Origin of the sequence: Granulicatella seriolae (assembly GCF_024543085.1) — a bacterium.
GTDB classification, from domain to species: domain Bacteria; phylum Bacillota; class Bacilli; order Lactobacillales; family Aerococcaceae; genus Granulicatella; species Granulicatella seriolae.
This window is the reverse complement of record NZ_JANHNZ010000005.1, coordinates 1-22,048: the sequence shown is the minus strand read 5'-3', so window position 1 is coordinate 22,048 and position 22,048 is coordinate 1. Positions and strand designations below refer to the sequence as shown.

The following is a 22,048-nucleotide window of genomic DNA, read 5'->3' as shown; positions in this document are numbered from 1 at the left end:
TCATTAATAAGACAAATTTCCAATCCTGACTAACTAAATAAAAAATGCACTACCGCAAGCCCATAAGGTCACTTTCGATAGTGCATTTTGTAGTTATTGGCTACTTAATTACTTGTATATTAGCCAAAAAATTATTGTAGGCGTTAGCTTTATAACGGAATCAAGTTTGTAAGAGGCCTTAAGAAAGTTGCCTTATAAAATAAAATTACCTCTACAGCCTCTAGTCATTTTCGGAAGAGATTTTCAAAAAACGTATTAAATAATTTAGTTGCAACTGATTCTGGGACATTTTCTAACCATTTAATAATATGTCCAAGAATCACTAACTCGTTAGTACGCAACCTAAATGGTTCAAGCTGATGTATAATATTTGGAACGATGTCTAAGAATGCATCTACCAGTTCTGGTTGAACAATTGCATAGCGTTTCCCACTAGGATTCGATGCAGTTTCTAGATCTTTAAAGAAGGACAATGATTCATCTGTCATCAAAAAAGAAACATTTATCTCATTAATGCCCAAATCATTTTCATCATCTAACAAATAAATGTTAACTTTCGGCTTAGCAGAAAGCACTATTAAAGCACGTTTCAAAATATAGATACGGTATTTCATTGGTAAGACTACCATTTTACCGCCAACTTGGATGCGTCCGGTTTTAATAAAATGTTTCACAGCTGTTTTAGTGATAATAGCATAGATTTCATTTTTGAAAAAAATCTTTTCAAACTCTTCGTAACTTGCATCTATGAGACTGATATCTCTTGTTAGAAAATTCGTTGCAAAATCACTTGGAAAAAAGTAAGAACTAAAAAATCCCGAGAATATTATTTTGATCCCTTTTGGAGTTTCTTTACTCCATTCATTATCATCTGGGGCCATAAATGATTGCTTAACGATCTGGAATTTATCGTCAAAAATTTTAGAGTTCTTCTTGAAAATCAGATCATACTGGTCTTTCAACGTAGTGATATTTAACGAAAATAAACCTGTTTTTGAATAGGTTAGCCAACCTAATGCAACATCCTTGAAATACAGAAATTCATCTAGAAACATATCTTCATAGATATATGCTTTTATTTCAAAATAAGAGCTTTTTAGAAATTCTACGGCAAAAACATAAAAATCATTCTCTTTCATTTGCATCAACTGCTGTTTATCGATTGCAATATGAAAGGTAATCGTACGTTTTTCAACAAAATTAATCTTACTAACAAACTTATTCATTAAAAATACCAAATCATTTACGGAAATGGTGGAATAGATATTTAAATCTTTTGAAGTTGAGGCAAGTAGCTTTGTAAAATCTGCATAAAGAGTTTCTCTCATTTGATTGAGATCCATTATAATCCTTGTTTCACCATTGCTCTCCTCTTCAGAATCTTTTACTTGTTTTTCATTCTCCAGTACAAACTGTGACTGTGATTGGTAATATGATCTCTCAAAAAGCCCAACGATCGTACGTTGAACCTCAGCTTGGTTTCTTAAAGGAACCTTAATTTGACACAAAGCTAGTAGATTATCCTCTAAACCGTTGTCTATTATCGCTTCCGCAAATACTTGTGCCATTACCGAAAAAATATAGCTACTATTCTTCTCAGAAGGGATACGTCGACCATTTTTCCATTTGGACACAATTGTCCGGTCGTATTTTAGTGTTTTTGCGATGTCTCCAACTTTCACGCGTGTTAAAAAAAATAGTTTTTGCAATAGTAAGTCAAAATTCATATTATTCTCCCAAATGATTTTCATTTTGCTTATCGGACTGGTGATGGTTTTAACAATATCATTACATGTTTTAGTCACTATTCCTCTAATTTCAAACTGAAAAGTCACTAGCTTATACTTATTCTAATGTTACCTCATTCACCTCATATTAAGCAAGCTGAAATATCTAACCACCTGAACATTTGGTCTTTGATCTAAAAATCTCTCCTAAAGCTTTCTGTAGTGTCAATAGTCTCTTTAAATTTTTCTTTTGAATCTCGGCAACGTCTAGTACCTAATCTTCACTTTTTTGATTTTGACTAACCACTAGGACCACAACTAATCTTTGTAAAAAAATACATCTACTACTTTTTCAATCTCCATTCCTTATGTTCACTTTACTATTGATACTAAACAAAAGAGTTTCCATAAAAGGGCAGAAACAAACATTTAGAGTGCAGTTGCTGTTTCGATATTAGTCTATAACAGATAGATGGCTAGATTGTGAGACCTAGGCTCACGGTAGCACCATTGTTTCAATTCTAAGCCTTTCTCGGAAACTCTTTAGAGGGATAATACTGTTCCTTAGTGGGTGTAGTCACTTTGCCTTGCCGACTACTTCTTAAAACTATTCAAATACTGTTTTGAAAAAACTTGACTGAAAAAGACGCTGCCCATCTGTCCATGGTTGCAATCCGTTCTCTCAGCAATTGTTTTTAGCTTCGTTGGTTTCCAATCAGATAAAGTGTTTGTTTGGAGATGGTGGAAAAAGATTGAATAATTATGATTGGTACGTGAGTCAATTAAGCCATTTGAAAAGATACTCAAGAACCCTGCCATCATAGCAAAGGCGTTTCCTAAATCCCCCGTAATCCAATTCTTCATTCGCAGACTTCCTTCCATATGATGACTAGGTTTTTTGGCCACAAAAGTTTGGAACTCTTCTTGAAAATAGTAGGCCAATTCCTGACTGGTGATTTCATCATTAAACCATAGTTCTTCGACATTATGTTCAACACTGAGCGTTAAAATTCGTTGGATAGGGTTTGACAAGGTGGAGTCTAGCGGATTTTTTTGTAAAGACAAAAACTGCGTTAGCAATTCTACTTGTAACTGGGTAAGTTTTGGTTTCGTTTCTGCTTGTGACACACGTAAAATGTCTTGGCTCAAGCGATGTAAATAATCCTTAGACAGTACAGGTAACAACTGGAAATGATTGATTAGGACAGCTTCCATAAAACTGATGCTAGATTGGCTAGACAAGTCATTAATCCATAAGGGCACCTCGTTTTCTTGAACTTCTAAATATTGTGGGTAAAAAACGTGAGCCAGATAACCAAGTAGTGTGTGTAGCTGCTGTGCGAATGTGAACCGTTTGGGCAGAAAAATAGTGTAGGAGCACTTGTCCAACTGGTGAATAGATGGCAGATGGTGTTCCGCAAAAACAATTTCAATCGTAAAATCAGCAAAAATTTGTTTGAAATATTGGATTTGATTTTCCAAAACTTCAGCTATTTCGGATTGGCTTAAGGCTGAAAGAAACTGTCTATCTGATGAAAAATCTTCTCCTTTTTTCAATTTCCCATAAAAGTTTTGGTAATTTTTTCGATAGGATTGAATTTGACTTGAATAGTGCTTTGTTAAGGCAGAGCCAAAACGATGTTCCAGCACTTCTTGGTGAGTCATAGATTTTTTCCCGTAAAGAATCGAAAAATATTCTTGTAAAAAATATTTGTGCTTGTCTAATTGTGAGCAAAAATCACGAATATTGTTCTCTTTGATAGCTTGGTTCCACTGGGTGGTGAAATGCCTAACGTAGTCATGATATGGCCGGTTAAAATGCTCCATGGATAGTTTGCTTTTCAGTAACAGGGGGTACACTCTTTGGTATTGGGCACACCCATACTCACTGAGAATTGTCTGGTTTCGTTTTAAGAATTCTAACAAATGAAGATTTATAATGGATTGAAACTGATAATCAACAGCATTCAAGTTGGATGGTAACTCTTGTATCGGTTCCGGCATGGGAATTTGAGAGTTTTTTAGGTAGTCTATTTTCCGTATGGTATCAAGCGAAACTAGTTCTTCAATGATAGCGATAAACTCAAGTAATTCTATTTCTTTAGTGTCCGGTTTGCTTTCTATATTTATGCTTTCTGAATTATTAAGTATTTTATCCATAATACACCTCTAAAATCTGTTTTTACTCAATATATCATATAAACTAGTTTTTTGTTAATTAGCATTGATGATTTGTTAAAAGTTTAATTTGTTGTGATAATTTAGTCATAATTTGGTGGAAATTCTACTATTATTAATATAGATAGACCAATATTTACACTCCCTCAGTTCTTTAAGCGTTGTTAGCTAATTATGAGAAATAAACTCCCCTCTTAGACTTTTCCGGGGATTAGAGATTTCCTTATCCCCGGAAACCAATCAGTTTGGACTGTTTTTCTCATAATTGACTATATCTTAAGCTATTTCTACTCAAATTTAGTCTTTATAGCTTGTTTTATGAGAAACAAAACCACTTTTAAACTATTTGCAGGGAATAGAGAGTTTCTTATCCCCACAAACTACTTATTTTTGACTACTTTTCTCATAATTGACTAGTTTCCAGGCCATTCCTATTCAATTCTAAACTTTTGGAACTTTTTTATGAGAAACGGAACCACTTTTTAAACTTTTCCGGGAATATAGGGGTCTTTTATCCCCAGAACTCAATTGATTACCTCTATTCTCTAATAAGAAACCATCACCTCAGGCTTAACCATTTAAAGGTGACTTATAACAAATTAGCCCTCACCCCTCCTTTAAGCAAGCAAAAAAGAGTCTCCACCTCCTCTACCAGTAATCTACACTATCGTTTTGATTTCCAACAGAGGAGCTAGTGACTCCACTCATAGCAAATTCCTCAATCCTTAGGAATGGGACTGGGCAAAAAGTTCGTATTGTAAGACAAAACAAAAGAGTTTCCTAGAACTGTATCAGAAATAACGGTGTATGAGCATAGCTGGCGCACAGTAGCTGTGTCGACTTTAGTCGATTACAGATACGTAGACAGCTAAGTCGTGAGACCTTGGCTCACGGCGGTGCCACCGTTTTTATTTCTGATACAGTTCTAGGAAACTCTTTTGTGATTTAGGAATAAATTTTATTGATACAGACCTTTTGCCCAGTCGCAGTTTATTGTATTTTTTCTAGACTTTCATTAACTACTACTTTAACGTCAGCCATTCCCAGGCTAGCTCCAAATAGTGGAAAACCTGGTTCTAGAATACGTCCATTTTTAAGGGGTCCAATGGATAAGGGGTCAAAGCCAACTTGTTCTATAATCGCTTCAACCTCTTTGACAGCTTCCTGGTCATTTCCAGCGACTAGTACTACTTTTCTGTTTTCCTTACTATCTAACCGTGCATCATCGGCTAGGTTGTGGTATCCGATGTGATTGAAGGCTTTGACAAGCTTGCTTTGGGTAAAATAATCTTGTACGCGTTCGGAAGACGAATAGTCCGCATCGGAATAGACTTGAGAGGTACCGTCGACTTCCCACCAGTAGTTCATGGCGTCAATCATAATCTTGCCTTTGAAGAGTTCTGACTTGAGCGTTTTGTACTTACTTAATGGGAGGGCTAGGATAATGATGTCCGCTACCTCACTGATTTCTTGATTGGTGGACACAAAGGCTCCGGGAACTAGAATATCGATGGTCATTTGTATCTTTTCAACCGAACCTGAAGCAGAGATATAGGTCGTGTAGCCGCCCCCTACTGCTAGGTTACCCAGTGTAATGCCTAATTTCCCAGCTCCTATAATCCCAATAACAGGTTTTATCATCTTAGTTACCTTCTTTCAGCAATTCTTTGATACGTGGGATAACTTTTGTTCCGAATAATTCGATGGTTTTGAACCGTTCTTCTTGGGTTTGTCCATTCATGCCGTAAACTAGGTCAAAGCGTTGGATACCCATTTCTTTGATGGCTCTCACCATTTTTCTAGCCACTGTTTCTGGACTACCTACATAATAAGAACCTCTTGCCACTTCATCTTCAAAATGTTCTTTGGTCATACGACCCCAGCCACGTTCTAACCCAATCTTGTCCATAAAAGGAACGATGTATTTCCATGCATTTTCAATAGCTGTTTCGTCATCGTCTGCAATAAGGCCAAATGAGTGCATACCGATTGGTTGCGCTTTGTGACCGAATTTTTCAAGAGCTTGGTTATAGAGGTTGATGTAGGGTTTGAACCGGGTTGGTTGTCCGCCAATAATCGCTAACATTAACGGGTAACCATATCTTGCTGCTCTGATGACAGATTCGGGAGTTCCACCGACACCAATATGAGTGTCCAGGCGGTGCTCAGTCATTTTAGGGAAAACTTCCATTTCATTAAGGGTTGGTGTAAATTTCCCTTCCCACGTGATTGGTCCACCTTGCACTAACTTATCAAACAAGGCTGTTTTTTCTTCGAACAGGTCATTGTAATCTTCTAAGTCGTAACCAAACAACCCATATGATTCGGTAAATGACCCTCTGCCTAACATGATTTGTGCCCGGCCGTTAGAGATAGCATCTAAGGTAGCGAAGCGTTGGTAAACACGGATTGGGTCATCAGAACTTAAAACGGTAACCCCAGTTCCTAAGGTAATTTTTTCTGTGGTAGATGCAAGGGCTGCTAGAATAATCTCTGGGCTAGAGATAGAAAATTCTTCTCTATGGTGTTCGCCTAAAGCGAAAATATCCACGCCTACTTTTTCAGCCAACTGCCCTTCCTTAACAATGTTGCGGATGGACTCTTCATAGGATATTTTTTCACCTGTTTCTGCATCAATAGCTACGTCCCCAAATGTGTCTAAACCAAATTTAATATCTTCAAAATTCATAGTGATCACTCCATTTTAATTCGTATGTCTTTTACGACACCTGTTGTACATTTATAATTATAACTGTATTCTACAATTTTACAATGGACAATCCATTACCGCTGTCGCATTTGCGACAAAACTACTCAAGTGTTGCGAAATTTGTAGTGTTGTATTTAAAAACGGCTGGAAAATGAGTTATTTACTATTTAAGCAAAAGGAGTTCCCGAGAACTATATCCAAAATAATGGTGCAAAGCATAGCTGATGCACAGTAGCTGGTGGATCTGGACAAAAAGTCCGTGCTGCCATTTAAACAAAAGAGTTTTGCGAAAAAGCTTATCAGAAATAACGGTGTAAAGCATAGCTGACGCACAGTGGATGTTTCGGCTTCAGCCGATTACAACCACGTAGACAGCTAAGCCAGTGAGACCAAGGCTCACGGCGGTGCCACCGTTATTTCTGATAAGCTTTTTCGCAAAATTCTTTTGTGATTTAAAAAAAATAGATATTAGTCATTATGGACTTTTTACTAAACCCATACTACCATTCTAATTTCCAAAAAATAAGCTGGAGATAAAGTTTTCATCAGCAAAAACCTTATCTCCAGCTCTGTCTTCTATTATTTTGTAATCTCAGTTACGATACCAGACCCAACTGTTCTGCCACCTTCACGGATAGAGAAAGTTGTTCCTTGTTCAACCGCAATCGGGTGGATTAACTCTACATCAATCGTCACGTTATCTCCCGGCATTACCATTTCCGCATCGGCTGGTAATTGAATATTTCCAGTCACATCAGTGGTATGGAAATAAAATTGTGGGCGATAGTTGTTAAAGAATGGTGTATGACGTCCGCCTTCTTCCTTAGTCAAAACATAGATTTCAGCCTTGAACTTGGTGTGCGGTGTGATGGAACCTGGTTTAGCTAAGACTTGACCTCTTTCAATCTCGTCTCGAGTGATACCTCTTAGTAACAAACCAACGTTGTCACCAGCTTCACCGTAGTCAAGTGTTTTGCGGAACATTTCAATTCCGGTTACAACAGCTTTTTTAGCTTGATCACGAATACCGATAATTTCTACTTCGTCACCTACTTTGACAGAACCGCGCTCGATTCTTCCAGACGCTACTGTTCCACGACCGGTAATGGAGAAAACATCTTCCACTGGTAGTAAGAACGGTTTGTCTGTGTCACGTTCAGGTGTAGGAATTTCTGCATCCACGGTATCCATTAAGTCCAAGATAGCTTGTTCTGCTTCTGCATCCCCTTCAAGAGCCTTCAAAGCAGAGCCTTTAATAACCGCAATGTCATCTCCTGGGAAATTGTATTCTGTTAATAATTCACGAACTTCCATTTCCACTAAGTCGATCAATTCGTCATCATCTACCAAATCGGTTTTGTTTAAGAAGACGACTAGATGTTTCACACCAACTTGGCGAGATAGTAAGATATGCTCACGTGTTTGAGGCATTGGGCCATCTGTTGCGGAAACCACTAAGATAGCGCCGTCCATTTGTGCTGCTCCGGTAATCATGTTTTTAACGTAATCCGCGTGTCCTGGTGCATCAATATGGGCATAGTGTCGTTTTTCGGTTTCGTATTCTACGTGGGAAGTGTTAATAGTGATCCCACGTTCACGTTCTTCTGGTGCTGCATCAATACTATTATAATCTTGAGGGTTTGCTAGGCCTTTTTTCCCTAATACTGTAGTGATTGCTGCTGTTAATGTTGTTTTTCCGTGGTCGACGTGTCCGATTGTACCGATGTTTACATGTGGTTTTGTTCTTTCATAATGTTGTTTTGCCATTTTACAAACCTCCTATAGTTTTTTCTTGCAGATTCACCGTTTACAAAAGTAATCTGAATCTACTACCTATTATAAGTCAAAATTGGTCAAAGTCAAGCCTTTTGTTTTGACTCTTGAGTAAACGGTGTTGCTTTTACGACACATGTCGTATATACTCATTTTAAAGGAAAAGCTAGAAAATACAATAGACAAAAACCTACGACTGTTGTAATTGCAACAAATGGCTAGGTTTGTCGTGGAGGAGTGAATCTTATGGCTATAGCAGCTGAGGTGGATATTCGAACGAGGCGGACACGGAAGTTGATTTTGGATTCTTTTAAGGACTTGCTACATGAAAAGACTTTTGAGTCTGTGCGCATTTCTGATATTACCAATAAGGCAGAAATTAATCGGGCAACATTTTACAATCATTTTATGGACAAGTATCAGCTCTTGGATGTTTTGACCGAGGAGACCCTGTTGGCACATATTCGGGCAAACTTGACTGAGAACGAGGTATATTCGCCTGACTTAATGAAAAACATCTATCTAACCTTGACAGATTTCCATACGGACATGTCGGCCATCTGTCGGAAAAATTATGTGGAAGACCTTGCCTTGTACACTAGTCAGGTCTTGCGAGAAGAGATTAAACAAACGATTTTGCGCTCTATTCAATTGAAGTATGTGAATGGAGACCGTCAGCGTTTGGAGGCTTTGTCTGCTACCTTGAGCTGGTTTGTTATTGGACTGGCCTATGAGTGGAAACGGTCAAAAAATATTTCAGCGGAAGACTATTTTGAGCGGTTTCGGGAGGATTATGAGAGATTGATATTCGATGAGAAAGAAGAAGCTAGTAGATAATTAGTCGATACCTGAAGCAATTTGCTTTTAACCCGCACGTTTTAGTTGCAGCAAATGAATAAAAAACTATTAAGTAGGTTAACCACTTAATAGTTTTTTTATTTGTTAACAATAATAGTCATATTTGAGCAGAACGTAAATATATACCATTTTATCCCTTAAACTAAAGGAGTGATTGGAGTATAAAAACTTGAAAAAACTTACTAACTCCTAACACTCTGGAAATTTAGGAGTTTCAGGAAGTGGAGGTATAGATGGATGCAAACTTTCTAATTCTTGATGAATCGCTTGAAATTCAGGTGTTGCTTGGTGTTGATTTTGAATCATTTTACCTTCGATTCGTTCTAAAGTTGGTTTGATTTCTTGAATTGATAACTTGCGGTTCAATTCAGTTTCTAGAGTATTCTTTGGACTGATAGATGATGTTTCTAAACTAGAGTATAATTTTACCCCTTTTCGATTATAAAGGCGTATATCACTAAATAAGCCCGTTTTATGAAGTACTTCTAAATTGGTAGGTAAGTTTTTAACCACAATATCATGTGCTTGTTTTGGTGTTGCCCTGGCCGTTACAGCATTTCTTCTAAACATATCTTCATATCGTTCAATCGTACCTAGATAGGATTGAATCTTAGGCACCGCCATAACATACAATTTTGTTTGATATCCTTTTGCTTGCAACATTTCAGCTGTTTGTATAGGCACGTCTACTGTCCGTCCTGTACCCTCAATCACTAAATTATAGCCTTGATCGCTTAATCGTTTAATCAATTCTTCAGTCATTTGGTTAGAAAATGGAGTAACTTGTTCTACTACATTTTTTCCATACATATCAACTAATGCTTCAAAATTAGGATGTTGTTGCTTAAATGTATCATTATCAATAACAATATGATTTCCTTTAGTTTCTTCAGTAATCACATTTCGCAAACCTGTTTTTCCTGAACCTGGTTGCCCTCCTAACAAAAAAGCGGTTGGTGATTCAACCACTTTTTTACCTTGAACTAGTTCTTTTAAGTTATCCGTCACACGATTTTCAAATTGTTTTTCAGTAAAATTTACAATATCAGCCATTTTATGCAGCTTCCTTTTTCACTAAAATCTGTTTAGAATACTTATCCATAGAAAGCCAATAATCATCGATAGATTTTAAATCCTCCAATGAATAATCAAACAAATTAACACGTTTAGCTAATTTTAATTGATTTAACAAATTAACTGCCAACAATTGAGAGTTTTCCATATCTAATTCATGATTTAAAACATAATTCAATACTCTATTATATACACTAGCAGAAAATTCATTGATAATCTCGATTTGATATGTTTTTTCATAATCTAATTCCATTCATTATCCACTCCTTTTTGACATTACCTTGTAATTACACTTATTATAACCTGTTTTACACCAATTGTCTGTTTAACACTAAATCTAAACAATTACTTTACAAATGAAACAAAATCAATATGCTCAAAGTACTGAAGTGTATGCATTCCATGGTAAGGAATAATACAAAGTACGACTATGTGTACACGGTCTCTAAGGACTAATCTATGACACTAATATAACATAACCCTCTTCAAAAAAATAGGAAAAGGGAGGCTTATTTGGCGTGCTCACATTTTCTAAAATAGCCACCAATAATCCTCCTCTCCTATGGAAAACGCAGAAAAGTAAAAATCACCTGCATTTATTTTTGTGATTTAGGAATAGCTGTTATCCTTTAAGGACTTTTTGCCCAGCTCCTTAATCCTAGAATTTTTTAGTTTGATTTATAAGGAGATGAATTGGAGGGCTAAAAATACAAGTAGGCTGTAACTGATTAGGCTTATAAAAAGGATGTATTTTATCCTCATAAACTTGTAGTGATCGACCTTATCGGCGAATCTAGAATTGATCATGTACTCCGAGATAAATGTTGCCGTGGTGACTAAAATGACAAATAGCAGATAGTGCAACCACGGATTGGATGGGCTGAATTTGAAGAAAGACAGACCGATTATGAGCGCAAGTAGACTATACGTGATAGAGAATTGATAGGTTTCGAGAGAGAAGAATTTTTTAGACATATTTGCCACTCCTTGCTTTATGGATTCAGGCTTATCCCCAATACGGGTTGTGGAAGCCTATTATATAATGCAAAGTCATATAACTTTAGAGAACTATTCCGGGAATAAACCACGCTAACCTGACCGGTAAACTACTTGTATCTTTGGAGATTCCTACTAAGATTAGCAGTGTAGGGATAACAAAATTTCTTGCAATAAATAGTAAAGGGATGTTATAAGGAACGCTAACTGTATAACAGGCATAAATGATAAGAGCCGTAATAATCAAAACGAATACATGACCTTTTTTTACTTCTAAATGCATAGATTCTACCTCCTAGCTTCGGTTGCTCCACAAGATTTCTTTATCTACTTCTATTATAGTACACCTTTTTTCTAAATGGTACTTTCGATGAAAAAATGAGAAAAGTTCTTCGTTTTAAGCATGTACTGGGCAAAAATCCAAATGGTAACCAAACAAAAGAGTTCCCCAGAAATCTATCCGTATAGAACGGTGTAAAACATAGCTGATGTACAGTGAATGTTTGGCGCTTCAACCGATTACAGCCACGTAGACAGCTAAGCCGGAAGACCAAGGCTTTCGGTGGTGCCACTGTTCTCATTTCTGATAGATTTCTGGGGAACTCTTTTATGATTTAGAAAGCTTTTTATTTTATCATGGGCTGTTTACCCAACCTTTATTTCATAAGCAAACCTATTTTGCTTTTTTATCTTTTGTCCCTAGCTTCATACTCTTTTGCAGCCAGCCTTGTACTTGTTGTGTCAGTTTTTTAGTTTGTCTGACGCCAATCTTGATGGGGTTTGTTTTTTGTTTTTCATTTTCAATGATTTCAGCTTTGATAGGGCTGTCGTTTTGTAGTTCTTTGGTGATGCCTTGTTGGGCTCTGATGCGTTGGATGTCGGGGTTTTGTTTGCCTTGTTTGAGTCGTTGCTCAATCTTGGTTTTCATGAGTTCTTTTAGTTGGTCCATACTCACTGTGCCGCCTTCTTGTTGGCTCTTGGCTAGGATAGTCAACACCTCAACATAGCTCATGCCCAGTGCAGTGGTCACGATGGAAGCTGTCGTACCGCTGATAATCCCACCTGCAATACTACCAACACCGGGGATTAGCTTGAGGAGATTTGACGTAATGTAGCGCCCCAAAAATGTTGCGCCACTAGTACCGCCAACCACACTAACAATCGTGGTCATCGTATTTTTATCCACCGCCATGCCAAATATTGCCGTAATATGGGCCATCATGGTCACTTGCATTGGCACTAATAGGGTCGCGTCGGAAAATGGTATGGGCGAAAACCCAATGCCAAACGTCGTTGCAATGTAGTGTGTCGCCCATTTGCGTGCTTGCTTAGCTTTACGGGCGATGTCTACTTGCTGGACATTCGTTAAAGCTTCGCTAACTTCTTTTGGGACAACGGTAAAGGTCAAATCAATCAGTTCCACCAAACCAGAGCTCGGAATGGTCACCGACTCGTAAATGGGATAGGGCTGCGCCATAATATTGACCACGCCAACGATACCCAGGTTGAGCTGGTAGATGTACTTGCGAAATTCTTCTGCCGGCGTACCAATAGACTGGGTCAAAACCACAATCACAGGGACTTCCTTACCCAGTTCCTTGATAAAATCGATCTCACTAGCTTCAATACGATTGCTGGCGGCATTCAGACAATAATATACCACATGAATCTGGTCTTCCTTACCTTTATTCTTTTTAATGGTATCTAAAACTTCTTTTTTAACCTGATGTTGGATGGACTTTTCCAACTCCAAACCACGTGTATCATAGAGACTAATCGGCACACCATCTTTGGCGATCTTAACCAAGTGCTGTGTAACAGGTTTGCCAATACCAGTCTGGGAAAGATTTTCTCTGAAGATACTATTGACTAACGTACTTTTGCCTACACCAGTTTTCCCAACCAGCATGACATTTACTGGCGGCATTTTATTGATTTCTTCTTGGGTTTTATGCATTAATTCTTTTACTAAAGACATGTCAAATGAGCTTTTTGCCACCTTACATCCCTCCCCATCTTCTTTGCTTCTATTATACACGATTTTTGGCGTATGCTACGTCTTTGTAAATGGAATTGCAAAAGTTCATTCTTTAGTCTGAGAAATGCTAGGGCTAATGCAGCAGGAATTGTGGTCATTTTCCATGAATTTTGTTGGATACATTTGCAGCTGGCAACGTGTCGTGCTATGCTTGTGGGAGAGAAATTGTTTTGGAGGGATTTTATGCGTAAGGACATGCGCCTTTTAGTCATCACATTTTTCAGTCTTGGACTGGTCTTATTGGTTTATAGTTTGTGGACACTGCCATTTTCAGGGAAAGGACCTGAAGGAGAGACGGCTGTTTCGAGTAGTGAGGTGGCGTCTTCTAGTGAGAGTACTCCGGTTGAGGAGCCGACTTTTCCTAAGCCTAACCAATTACGGTTGCGCTCGGTAGGTGATTTGTTAATCCATGACCGGGTATCTGCTATGGCCTTGAAAGATGATGGCAGTTACGACTTTTCAGACATGTTGTCAGTCATCAAACCCTACACCCAGCACGCTGACATTACGGTTGCCAACTTAGAGGTCATCACCGCCTACCCGCAGTACCCAGTGTCAGGCTACCCAAGTTTCAACGCGCCAAAATCCTTGCTACCAACCTTGAAGGATATCGGTATTGACATCGTCAGCAACGCCACCAATCATACCTTGGATTTGGATGTAAATGGTGCCTATGCATCGATTGAAAACTTGAAAGAGGCAGGGCTGCCTTACAGTGGAAGCTTTGAAAGCCAAGCAGACAAGGCTCAACCACGAATTCTAGAGGCTAACGGGATTAAACTGGGATTCTTATCTTATACTTATGGAACTAACGGCGTGCCCATCCCATATGGTGAAGAATATGTGGTCAACTTGGTGGATACCGACAAGATGCTAGCAGATGTGGAGTGGCTCAAACCGCAAGTGGATGCTGTGGTAGTGACCTTGCAACTGGGGCCTGAATACGATCCAATTCCTAACGCGGAACAAGAATACGTCTTTAACCTGCTTAGCGAAGCGGGTGTGTCACTCATTTTGGGTGGTCACCCTCACGTTTTGCAACCGGTCGACTGGATTAACGGCGACAAGACCTTTGCCATCTACAGCCAAGCCAGCTTCCTATCCGGACAAGTCGAAGAAGAGAATAAGCAAGGCGGCATTACCGAGGTGACATTTGTCAAAGATGACGCGGGTAAGGTCAGCGTGACCAATCCAAAATTCATGCCCATCCACATCCTAGGCTTTGAAAACCAATCCCTTTACCAAACCGTGCCATTCGCTGATTACAATAAATACAGCATTCCAAATGGTGCCACTTGGTGGGAAACCTTGAAAGAACGCATGACATCAAGGACAAATAAAGTTGCAATTGTGACACATTTAGAAACAGCTACTAGTGCTGAGGATACAGATGTGTTTCAATAATGCAACTGAATAAGGGGCGGAGCAAAAACTCCAAATGGTAACCAAATAAAATAGTTCCCCAGAAATCTATCAAAAATGAGAACGGTGGTACCGCCGTGAGCCAAAGTCTCACTGGCTTAACTGTCTACGTGGCTGTAATCGGCTGAAGCCGAAACATCCACTGTGCGTCAGCTATGCTTTACACCGTTATTTCGGATAGATTTCTGGGGAACTATTTTATGATTTAGAATGCTTTTATTTTATTACAGACTTTTTGCCTAGCCCCTTAGCTTACTTATGTAAACTTTGTAATGGTTAGGACTTTGGTGCAATTATGGGAAATTTTAGGCTAAGCCAATTATAAAAAGATGAATTATGAGAAAACTAAGCCATTTGATCCATTTACTGGGACTAAACCACTTCTACTCCCTGTAATTTACTGTATTTGGACTACTTTTCTCATAATTCATTTTATTTTTAGGTTTTATTGCTAGTATTAACAGAGTTTCAGCTGGATTATGAGAAAACTAAGCCCATTTGAGTCATTTACTGGGACTAGACCACTTCTACTCCCTGTAATTTACTGTATTTGAACTACTTTTCTCATAATTCGTTTTCTTTTTAGATTTTATGACTAATATAAACAGAATTTTAGCTCGATTATGAGAAAACTAGGCTCATTTGAATCATTTACAGGGAGTAGACCACTTCTACTCCCTGTAATTTACTATATTTAGACTACTTCTCTCATAATCCATCATTCTGTAGCCGATTTGCGTACAAAAAAGAAAGCTAACAACAAGGATAATTCGTTCCAAGTCATTTGCTTTCCTTTTCATCTAGCTTTTATGCTTCACCAATACACGACTCTACATCTGGGCATTTAGTTCCCAAATGATACCAAACTTATCTTGAATTTCTGCAAATTGAGAGCCCCAAAAAGATTCTGCAAGCGGGAATAGACTGGTTGAACCTGTTGACAATAGCTTTTCTACTAGTGGTTGAATATTCTCTGCAGAATCTATCTCAAGCCAGATCGTTATTTGTGGCTTTGTAGAACTATTCCTTTCCTCTTTGTCAAGAAAATCAGACGCATAAAACAAACTTTCACCTAACTTGAATGTTGCATGGGCAATACAGTTTTTGCGACTTACATCATCCATACAGTCAACATCTTCAAATGTCGTTTTTTCAATAATTTCTGCTCCGAAAACTTCCACATAGTAGTTTAATGCCTCTTCACATTCGTCATAAAAGACTAGAAAAGGAGTCCCCGTCTTAATCATATGATCACCACCTTTGATATATAAATAAAACATTTCAAATATTTAGCTCTCTTTTCTCTTTTTCTTAGGGTATTAGTAGATAGATTCAAAACCCTTCTACACCTTAGAAAGCACCTCAACCATTCGCTCTAGCGCCGCCACTAACACTTCTGTCGGACAAGCGATATTCATGCGGCCAAAGCCCTCTCCATTTGCGCCAAAGATGTAGCCTTCGTTTAAGAAAACTTGTGCTTCCTTGTGTAGCAAGTTTTCTAGCTCTTTGGCAGGGATGCCTAGTGGTCTAAAGTCTAACCATTGTAGATAAGTGCCTTGGATGTCGTAGACTTTGACTTGTGGGAGGTGTTGACCTAGATAGTCTTTGAGGACTTGGTGATTGTGTACAGATAAGTCGACTAGTTCTTCCATCCATTTGCCGGCTTTGGTGTAGGCCAGCTCGGTAGCTTTGGCGCCTAGCATATTGATACACTCGAAGCCACTACAAACTTGGGCATCTCTGAATTTTTGGCGCAGGTCAGGGTTGGGGATAAGGATAGTGGAGGCTTGCAGGCCAGCGATGTTGAAACTCTTGCTTGGCGCCGTACAGACGATACAGTTATCGCGTGCCTGGTCAGATAAGGCCGCAAAAACCGTATGCTGGTAGCCAGGAAAAATAATGTCATAGTGAATCTCATCAGCCACTACGACCACGTCATTGTCAAAAGCCAGGTGCGAAATGGTGCTGAGTTCCTCTTTTGTCCAAACGCGACCGACTGGGTTGTGCGGGCTGCACAAAAATAGCAAACTCACATCTGGTCTTTGCAGCGCCTTTTCCAAGGCAGAAAAATTAATTTGATAGGTCGGGAAATCCTCTTCTAAAGGAACTTCAACGACTTGGCGCTTGGTATTTTGGATGGCCATTTTGAAAGGGTGGTAGACTGGTGTCATAATGGCTACGGCTTGGTCTGGCTGGGTGTAGGCGTGAATAGCTGTGTAAAGTGCTGGCACAACACCGCTTGAGGTCAGAATCCAGTCCGGATCCACCAACCAATCATGGCGATTTTTGTTCCAATCCATAATGGCCTGCTTGTATTCAGGCCCAACCATGGTGTAGCCCAAAACCGTGTTGCCTATATAGTCTTGTAAGCCTTCCACAATCTCAGGCGCAATCTTCATATCCAAATCTGCCACCGAAAATGGCACAATTCCCTCTTCTACTTGCGGGTTCCAAACTTTCATGAGCTCCCATTTGTTAGAATTGTCCTTGGATCGATCGACTATACTGGTAAAATCATACTCTCTTGACACAACTACTCCTCCTTCTTATCCATTTCTGGCTCAACTGCCACTTCCTGAAAGGCCTCGTCGTCGCCGATGTCTTCCACAACCCAGACCGATACCGACTGAGCAAGCACTGGAAAGTCTCCAAAACCTTCCTCGTCAATTAGGATTTTTTCTTTGATGGTAGAAGTATAGTCAGCAAAATACTGACCAGCATACTGCTCTCCCACCAACATCCGTTTGCTTGTGGCATCCTTATTGGAAAGAACCACAGCGCAGCCAAATGGGTGTTCCTCATTGCCTTGGCGCACCCAACCGATACAGTTAGGGTTATCAAAATAATCATCTTGTTGCCCATAAGCATGACGACTACGAATATAGGCTAATTTATCCAGATATTCCCCCATACCTGGTCTAGGGTCAGGGCCTTCTATCCCGTAATAATCCCCATAGAAAAGGGTCGGCATGCCAGACTCTCTCAAAAGAATCAAGCTGTAGGCTAGGGGTTTAAACCAAGTCTCTACATAAGACTCCAGTGCCTCACCGGGTTGGGAGTCATGATTGTCAACAAAGGTCACGCTAAGTGTCGGATTCTTTTCAGTAATCGTATCAGAAAAAATCTTTGTCAAATCATAGTTTTCTTTATCTAAAGAAGCTTGGTGTAGGTTATGGTGCAACTTCACATCAAAAAGGTCAATCTCGAATTGCGTTTGCTTGAAATAATCCTCCAAGGCTTGGTAGTTGCTGTTCCAATACTCCCCAACGAAATAGAAGTCTTTGCCCTGCTGCTGACGGACATAGTCGACAAATTCAATCATAAAATCGGCATTGATATGCTTGATAGCATCCAGTCTTGCACCATCAATCTTCGTTTCCTCAATAAACCAATCTACCCACGTTTTGGTTTCTTGCACAACTTCAGGGTGTGAATAATCAATGTCAGCATTCATAAGATAGTCAAAGTTTCCAAACTCCGTATCCACCGTGTCATCGTCTGCCCAACCCTTATTCTCTCCGGCAATCATGTAGATGGTCTGTTTGCCGGTAGCGTTATTGACATCCACCCCTGAGAAATGATACCAATGCCATTTGAAATCTGAATACTGATTTTTTCTTCCAGGGAAAGTAAAGCCGGTCCACCCTTCAATCTCATAGGCGTCAGTCAGGATTTGCTGGCGGTTATCTGGGGCGACTTCATAAGCAAAGAAACGCTCGGTCTTGTCGGCACCAGCTCGGTGATTCAGGATAATATCTGCGTAGACCCATAGACCTTCTTTGTGAAGCTCCTCAATGGCAGCCAGTAAGTCTTCCTTGTTGCCATATTTGGTGCGCACGTCACCTTTTTGGTTGAATTCACCTAAGTCATAGGCATCATAGATACCATAACCGACATCATTGGTCCCAGTCGCCTTATAACAAGGTGGAATCCAAACACTAGTCACGCCGATTTGTTTCAGGTGAGCTGCATCTTCCTTTAGTCGCTGCCAATGTTTTCCATCATTTGGAATATGCCATTCAAAGTATTGCATCATTAAGCCATTTTCTAGCATATCTTCACTTCGCTTTCTGTGCCAAATTTTTCTACTTAAGGCAAGGTATTACCTGCACTAGTATAGAGTTCGTACCATTCTTGACGGCTAATCATAACATGTGCCGCCTCTGCAATTCGTTTAATACGTTCCGTATTCATGCTACCAATAATCGGCTGCATGTTTGCCGGATGGCGCAGTAACCAAGCAATAGCAACCGCTTCGTCGCTAATCCCATGCTTAGTCGCCACTCTACTAATGCACTGGTTCAACTCTTTGTAGCTGTCATTTTTTAGAAAAATCCCCTTTTGCAAATCAATTTGGAACGGAGACCATGGTTGAATGGTAATGTCATGTAGACGGCAATAATCTAGAATTTCGCCATCACGGTTGACGCCGCCTTCTTCTTTCATATTGACGTGTAGTCCGCTGTCGATCAGTGGTGTATGGGCCAAACTCATTTGTAACTGATTGACCACCAGTGGATCAGAAAAATATTTTTGGATGAGTTCAATCTGTAGAGGGTTGCTATTGCTGATTCCGAAATAACGAACCTTTCCTTCAGCTTTCAATTGGTCAAAAGCCGCTGCCACCTCTTCTGGCTCCACAAGAGCATCCGGCCTATGCAAGAGCAGGACATCTAGATAATCCGTATCCAAACGTTCCAAAATACCATCAACCGACTCTAAAATATAGTCTTTAGAATAATCAAAGAAACCCGAACGAATCCCACATTTGGACTGAAGAATGATGTCTTCTCGCTTCACGCCACTTCGTTTGAGCGCCTTACCGAATATTCGCTCCGACTCACCCTTGCCGTAAATATCCGCATGGTCGAAAAAGTTAATACCAACTTCTAATGCTTCTTCAATAACTTCCAATGCCTCTTCAACACTAAGTTGAGCCATTCTCATACAACCTAAACCAATAGTCGAAACATGTAAATCCGATTTTCCTAATGCAATCTTACGCATCATCTTACCTCCATTTTTCATTTATTTTTTATGTGTCATTAATTTTTGGGCAGTGCCAGTGGCTCTTGTTGGTCGAAACCATTATATTGAATAACTATTTCTTTGATCTGTGACGTTTTCTTATCCTCTAGTGCTTGTATAGTCTTAATATGAACCGATTCTATCCGATGTGTTTCTTTTGAGGCTAGCATGTCCAATTCAATATTCGTGCTTTCTGGCAGTTGGATTGCTAACACATTTTCCAAAGCCGACCGAACCTTTTCATTGGACCCCTGAAATCTCATACGATAACCAGATTGCTCCACTTTCCACTCAACATCTGAACTAATGGCTTGAGTAAACTGAGCAATCGTACGATAAGGGTATATAACAATATTCATCAAACTCGATATAGGCGTCACCGTTTCTTCCCAAGGATTCTGATGGTAACGTATCATACCCTTAGAAGCATCCGCAATCACTTCCATCTGATTCTTTACAGCACCATTTACCTTATCAATCCGCGTCCCATTTCCACCATTGTCTGCGATAAAAACCGCATTAGCAATTGTTTCACTTTCCGGTATGGCTGGTGCCGATTTGGTGGTGTCTTCTGTCTTATAATCCGCTAACGTTACTAAAATATGATAACTATTGAGACGATTCATCTCACCAGTAATCTCCGCTTGAAATTCCACAGAAGTAAGCGCCTTACCGCAAGCAGTTAACCCCACTGCCAACCCCAACATAACAAAACCTTTCTTAATAACCTTCCAATCCATAACTAACCTCCATCACTTCCTTAACACCCCTATTGTATCAAAATTCCGCCCCATAAGATATTGCAAACTAATAACGAAGAAATGGAGCTACTTACGCTTGCATAAGTTGGTCTATCACCGCTTTATCTTGAATACCTGCTTCTACTTGCTTTACGCCGCATAAGCAGAATTTGAACACTTTTATGCCTTATTCAGAGCAAAATAAAAGCACTTAGATTTCTCTAAGTGCTAATTGCTGAAATACTAGCAATTTCATCTTCAAAATATTCATACAAACTCCCATTGACATCAATACCAATTGAGTCAATATCTTCTTCGTTATCTTCTTTACTACAATACTATTGAACAAATCCCAAAACTATTGAACCATCTTTTAGCATAAGTTTTACATTTTGCCTTGAAAAAGTCCATAATTTCATACTTTACCTCCAGTTGGGCAATATGACCCAGACTTTCTATGCTTTAACTAATTGTTAATTACTTCAATTTTTTTAATGTCACTTTCAGGGTAGGTATATTCTCTAATTGCAATTTCATCATCACCATCTAGGGTATATCCATCGTCCCAATCTTCAACAACTCCAACAATAATTCTACCGTCAGTTAAAGTTAGACGAACCTTTTTCCCTACATACTCCCACAATTTCATTTTTACCCCATCCTTCTATCATTATTCACCAAGCATTCTTGGAACTATTGACGTTTTACAATAAATTTATCTAAGGACCCATCAATGATATGTATCTTAGTCAACGCCTCGCCATCAATTCAGTTCCTAAAGATATTCAATTGGCTAGCATTAATCTCATTCCCGTCAATAAGCTCTCCACGTTTCATCTTCTGGTAGTAATACTTTAGTGTTTTTCAGACTATTACCCAATAATCGTTTTTAGCCATTGTATCGGTCTTTTTTTATGACATATCCATGTCCAAAACCACGTTTTTGAGTTCTAACTCAATGGCCTCCTCATCTTCTGGAGAAACAAAAGTAAACCGCAGACGTGCAATATCTTCAAGAGTCATTTCAGATGGTACAATAGGCTCTGACTTCAAGTTTAAAGAATCAATATAAGCAAAAGCTTCATCTAATTCCATCATTATCATTCCTCTCTTAAGTTCATTTCTATAACTATTTCCACTCTTAGTTTCCTGCATCCTAATTACATCAATTTTTAATAAGTATCATAGTATGGGTACAGTAGTTAATCTCACAACAGCCACCATTTAAGTAACAACTTGTCTTCTTTAATGGTATTATATCCATATCCTTGAATTTTAACAACGATTTCAGAAGTTGAAATATAAAAAAAGCATCCTCTAGATATCCTCTAGAAGATGCTTTTTATTTTGCGTGGCAACGTCCTACCCTCACAGGGGGAAACCCCCAACTACTATCGGCGCTAAGAAGCTTAACTGCTGTGTTCGAGATGGGAACAGGTGTGACCTTCTTGCCATCGTCACCACACTTTTTTTGATTGAAAAAGCTTTTGCTCTCTCAAAACTG

General features: G+C 39.1%; 18 protein-coding genes and 1 rRNA gene. 2 read left to right on the top strand and 17 right to left on the bottom strand.

Going from position 1 to position 22,048, the window contains the following annotated elements; all coding sequences use genetic code 11:
- Positions 1 to 224: 224 nt before the first annotated feature.
- The 5 genes from NPA36_RS06140 to tuf all read right to left on the bottom strand — a co-directional run bounded on the left by NPA36_RS06140 (position 225) and on the right by tuf (position 8,382).
- Positions 225 to 1,727 (bottom strand): hypothetical protein, encoded by a 1,503-nt coding sequence (locus NPA36_RS06140; protein ID WP_256945243.1) that lies wholly within the window; start codon positions 1,725 to 1,727, stop codon positions 225 to 227.
- A 594-nt stretch (positions 1,728 to 2,321) separates the two neighbouring features.
- Complete coding sequence (locus NPA36_RS06135; protein ID WP_256945242.1) at positions 2,322 to 3,887, bottom strand: hypothetical protein; 1,566 nt, start codon at positions 3,885 to 3,887, stop codon at positions 2,322 to 2,324.
- Between the two features lie 1,008 nt (positions 3,888 to 4,895).
- Positions 4,896 to 5,546, bottom strand: a complete 651-nt coding sequence (locus NPA36_RS06130) for an NADPH-dependent F420 reductase (RefSeq protein WP_256945241.1) — start codon at positions 5,544 to 5,546, stop codon at positions 4,896 to 4,898.
- A gap of 1 nt (position 5,547) precedes the next feature.
- The gene (locus NPA36_RS06125; protein ID WP_256945240.1) at positions 5,548 to 6,594 is read right to left on the bottom strand and encodes an Atu2307/SP_0267 family LLM class monooxygenase; all 1,047 of its coding nucleotides are present in this window, start codon (positions 6,592 to 6,594) and stop codon (positions 5,548 to 5,550) included.
- A gap of 600 nt (positions 6,595 to 7,194) precedes the next feature.
- Positions 7,195 to 8,382, bottom strand: a complete 1,188-nt coding sequence (tuf, locus tag NPA36_RS06120; protein WP_256945239.1) for an elongation factor Tu — start codon at positions 8,380 to 8,382, stop codon at positions 7,195 to 7,197.
- 252 nt (positions 8,383 to 8,634) lie between these two features.
- Between tuf and NPA36_RS06115 the strand changes: the two genes are divergently transcribed.
- The gene (locus tag NPA36_RS06115; RefSeq protein ID WP_256945238.1) at positions 8,635 to 9,225 is read left to right on the top strand and encodes a TetR family transcriptional regulator; all 591 of its coding nucleotides are present in this window, start codon (positions 8,635 to 8,637) and stop codon (positions 9,223 to 9,225) included.
- Between the two features lie 210 nt (positions 9,226 to 9,435).
- On the opposite strand, the gene NPA36_RS06110 is transcribed toward NPA36_RS06115, so the two are convergent.
- From NPA36_RS06110 to NPA36_RS06095, 4 genes are all read right to left on the bottom strand, one after another.
- Complete coding sequence (locus NPA36_RS06110; RefSeq protein ID WP_256945237.1) at positions 9,436 to 10,299, bottom strand: zeta toxin family protein; 864 nt, start codon at positions 10,297 to 10,299, stop codon at positions 9,436 to 9,438.
- 1 nt (position 10,300) lies between these two features.
- On the bottom strand, positions 10,301 to 10,573 hold the full coding sequence (locus tag NPA36_RS06105; protein ID WP_256945236.1) for an antitoxin: 273 nt from the start codon (positions 10,571 to 10,573) through the stop codon (positions 10,301 to 10,303).
- A gap of 807 nt (positions 10,574 to 11,380) precedes the next feature.
- Positions 11,381 to 11,599 carry a hypothetical protein gene (locus NPA36_RS06100; protein WP_256945235.1) on the bottom strand — a complete coding sequence of 73 codons (219 nt, stop codon included), beginning with the start codon at positions 11,597 to 11,599 and terminating at the stop codon, positions 11,381 to 11,383.
- A gap of 390 nt (positions 11,600 to 11,989) precedes the next feature.
- On the bottom strand, positions 11,990 to 13,315 hold the full coding sequence (locus NPA36_RS06095; protein ID WP_256945234.1) for a YcjF family protein: 1,326 nt from the start codon (positions 13,313 to 13,315) through the stop codon (positions 11,990 to 11,992).
- Between the two features lie 222 nt (positions 13,316 to 13,537).
- Between NPA36_RS06095 and NPA36_RS06090 the strand changes: the two genes are divergently transcribed.
- Positions 13,538 to 14,758: a CapA family protein gene (locus tag NPA36_RS06090; protein WP_256945233.1), complete on the top strand. Its 1,221-nt coding sequence runs from the start codon at positions 13,538 to 13,540 to the stop codon at positions 14,756 to 14,758.
- Between the two features lie 848 nt (positions 14,759 to 15,606).
- Here NPA36_RS06090 and NPA36_RS06085 read toward each other — a convergent pair.
- From NPA36_RS06085 to rrf, 8 genes are all read right to left on the bottom strand, one after another.
- Positions 15,607 to 16,023, bottom strand: coding sequence for a VOC family protein (locus tag NPA36_RS06085; RefSeq protein WP_256945232.1), 417 nt, complete (start codon positions 16,021 to 16,023; stop codon positions 15,607 to 15,609).
- A 96-nt stretch (positions 16,024 to 16,119) separates the two neighbouring features.
- A complete protein-coding gene (locus NPA36_RS06080) occupies positions 16,120 to 17,307 on the bottom strand; it encodes a MalY/PatB family protein (RefSeq protein WP_256945231.1) in 1,188 nt (395 codons plus the stop codon).
- 2 nt (positions 17,308 to 17,309) lie between these two features.
- Positions 17,310 to 18,830: an alpha-amylase gene (locus NPA36_RS06075; protein WP_256945230.1), complete on the bottom strand. Its 1,521-nt coding sequence runs from the start codon at positions 18,828 to 18,830 to the stop codon at positions 17,310 to 17,312.
- Positions 18,831 to 18,865: 35 nt separating this feature from the next.
- Positions 18,866 to 19,783, bottom strand: a complete 918-nt coding sequence (locus NPA36_RS06070; RefSeq protein WP_407932788.1) for an aldo/keto reductase — start codon at positions 19,781 to 19,783, stop codon at positions 18,866 to 18,868.
- 38 nt (positions 19,784 to 19,821) lie between these two features.
- Positions 19,822 to 20,544, bottom strand: a complete 723-nt coding sequence (locus NPA36_RS06065; RefSeq protein WP_256945228.1) for a hypothetical protein — start codon at positions 20,542 to 20,544, stop codon at positions 19,822 to 19,824.
- A 466-nt stretch (positions 20,545 to 21,010) separates the two neighbouring features.
- A complete protein-coding gene (locus tag NPA36_RS06060; protein ID WP_256945227.1) occupies positions 21,011 to 21,193 on the bottom strand; it encodes a 4-hydroxy-3-methylbut-2-enyl diphosphate reductase in 183 nt (60 codons plus the stop codon).
- 263 nt (positions 21,194 to 21,456) lie between these two features.
- A complete protein-coding gene (locus tag NPA36_RS06055; protein ID WP_256945226.1) occupies positions 21,457 to 21,642 on the bottom strand; it encodes a hypothetical protein in 186 nt (61 codons plus the stop codon).
- A gap of 251 nt (positions 21,643 to 21,893) precedes the next feature.
- Positions 21,894 to 22,009: ribosomal RNA gene (gene rrf, locus NPA36_RS06050) — 5S ribosomal RNA — on the bottom strand.
- Positions 22,010 to 22,048: the final 39 nt, after the last annotated feature.

Bases quoted from the DNA above. Each gene is read 5' to 3' on its own strand.
- NPA36_RS06140 (WP_256945243.1), bottom strand. From the start codon at position 1,727: ATGAATTTTGACTTACTATTGCAAAAACTATTTTTTTTAACACGCGTG.
- NPA36_RS06135 (WP_256945242.1), bottom strand. From the start codon at position 3,887: ATGGATAAAATACTTAATAATTCAGAAAGCATAAATATAGAAAGCAAA.
- NPA36_RS06130 (WP_256945241.1), bottom strand. From the start codon at position 5,546: ATGATAAAACCTGTTATTGGGATTATAGGAGCTGGGAAATTAGGCATT.
- NPA36_RS06125 (WP_256945240.1), bottom strand. From the start codon at position 6,594: ATGAATTTTGAAGATATTAAATTTGGTTTAGACACATTTGGGGACGTA.
- tuf (WP_256945239.1), bottom strand. From the start codon at position 8,382: ATGGCAAAACAACATTATGAAAGAACAAAACCACATGTAAACATCGGT.
- NPA36_RS06115 (WP_256945238.1), top strand. From the start codon at position 8,635: ATGGCTATAGCAGCTGAGGTGGATATTCGAACGAGGCGGACACGGAAG.
- NPA36_RS06110 (WP_256945237.1), bottom strand. From the start codon at position 10,299: ATGGCTGATATTGTAAATTTTACTGAAAAACAATTTGAAAATCGTGTG.
- NPA36_RS06105 (WP_256945236.1), bottom strand. From the start codon at position 10,573: ATGGAATTAGATTATGAAAAAACATATCAAATCGAGATTATCAATGAA.
- NPA36_RS06100 (WP_256945235.1), bottom strand. From the start codon at position 11,599: ATGCATTTAGAAGTAAAAAAAGGTCATGTATTCGTTTTGATTATTACG.
- NPA36_RS06090 (WP_256945233.1), top strand. From the start codon at position 13,538: ATGCGTAAGGACATGCGCCTTTTAGTCATCACATTTTTCAGTCTTGGA.
- NPA36_RS06085 (WP_256945232.1), bottom strand. From the start codon at position 16,023: ATGATTAAGACGGGGACTCCTTTTCTAGTCTTTTATGACGAATGTGAA.
- NPA36_RS06075 (WP_256945230.1), bottom strand. From the start codon at position 18,830: ATGCTAGAAAATGGCTTAATGATGCAATACTTTGAATGGCATATTCCA.
- NPA36_RS06070 (WP_407932788.1), bottom strand. From the start codon at position 19,783: ATGCGTAAGATTGCATTAGGAAAATCGGATTTACATGTTTCGACTATT.
- NPA36_RS06065 (WP_256945228.1), bottom strand. From the start codon at position 20,544: ATGGATTGGAAGGTTATTAAGAAAGGTTTTGTTATGTTGGGGTTGGCA.
- NPA36_RS06060 (WP_256945227.1), bottom strand. From the start codon at position 21,193: ATGAAATTGTGGGAGTATGTAGGGAAAAAGGTTCGTCTAACTTTAACT.
- NPA36_RS06055 (WP_256945226.1), bottom strand. From the start codon at position 21,642: ATGATGGAATTAGATGAAGCTTTTGCTTATATTGATTCTTTAAACTTG.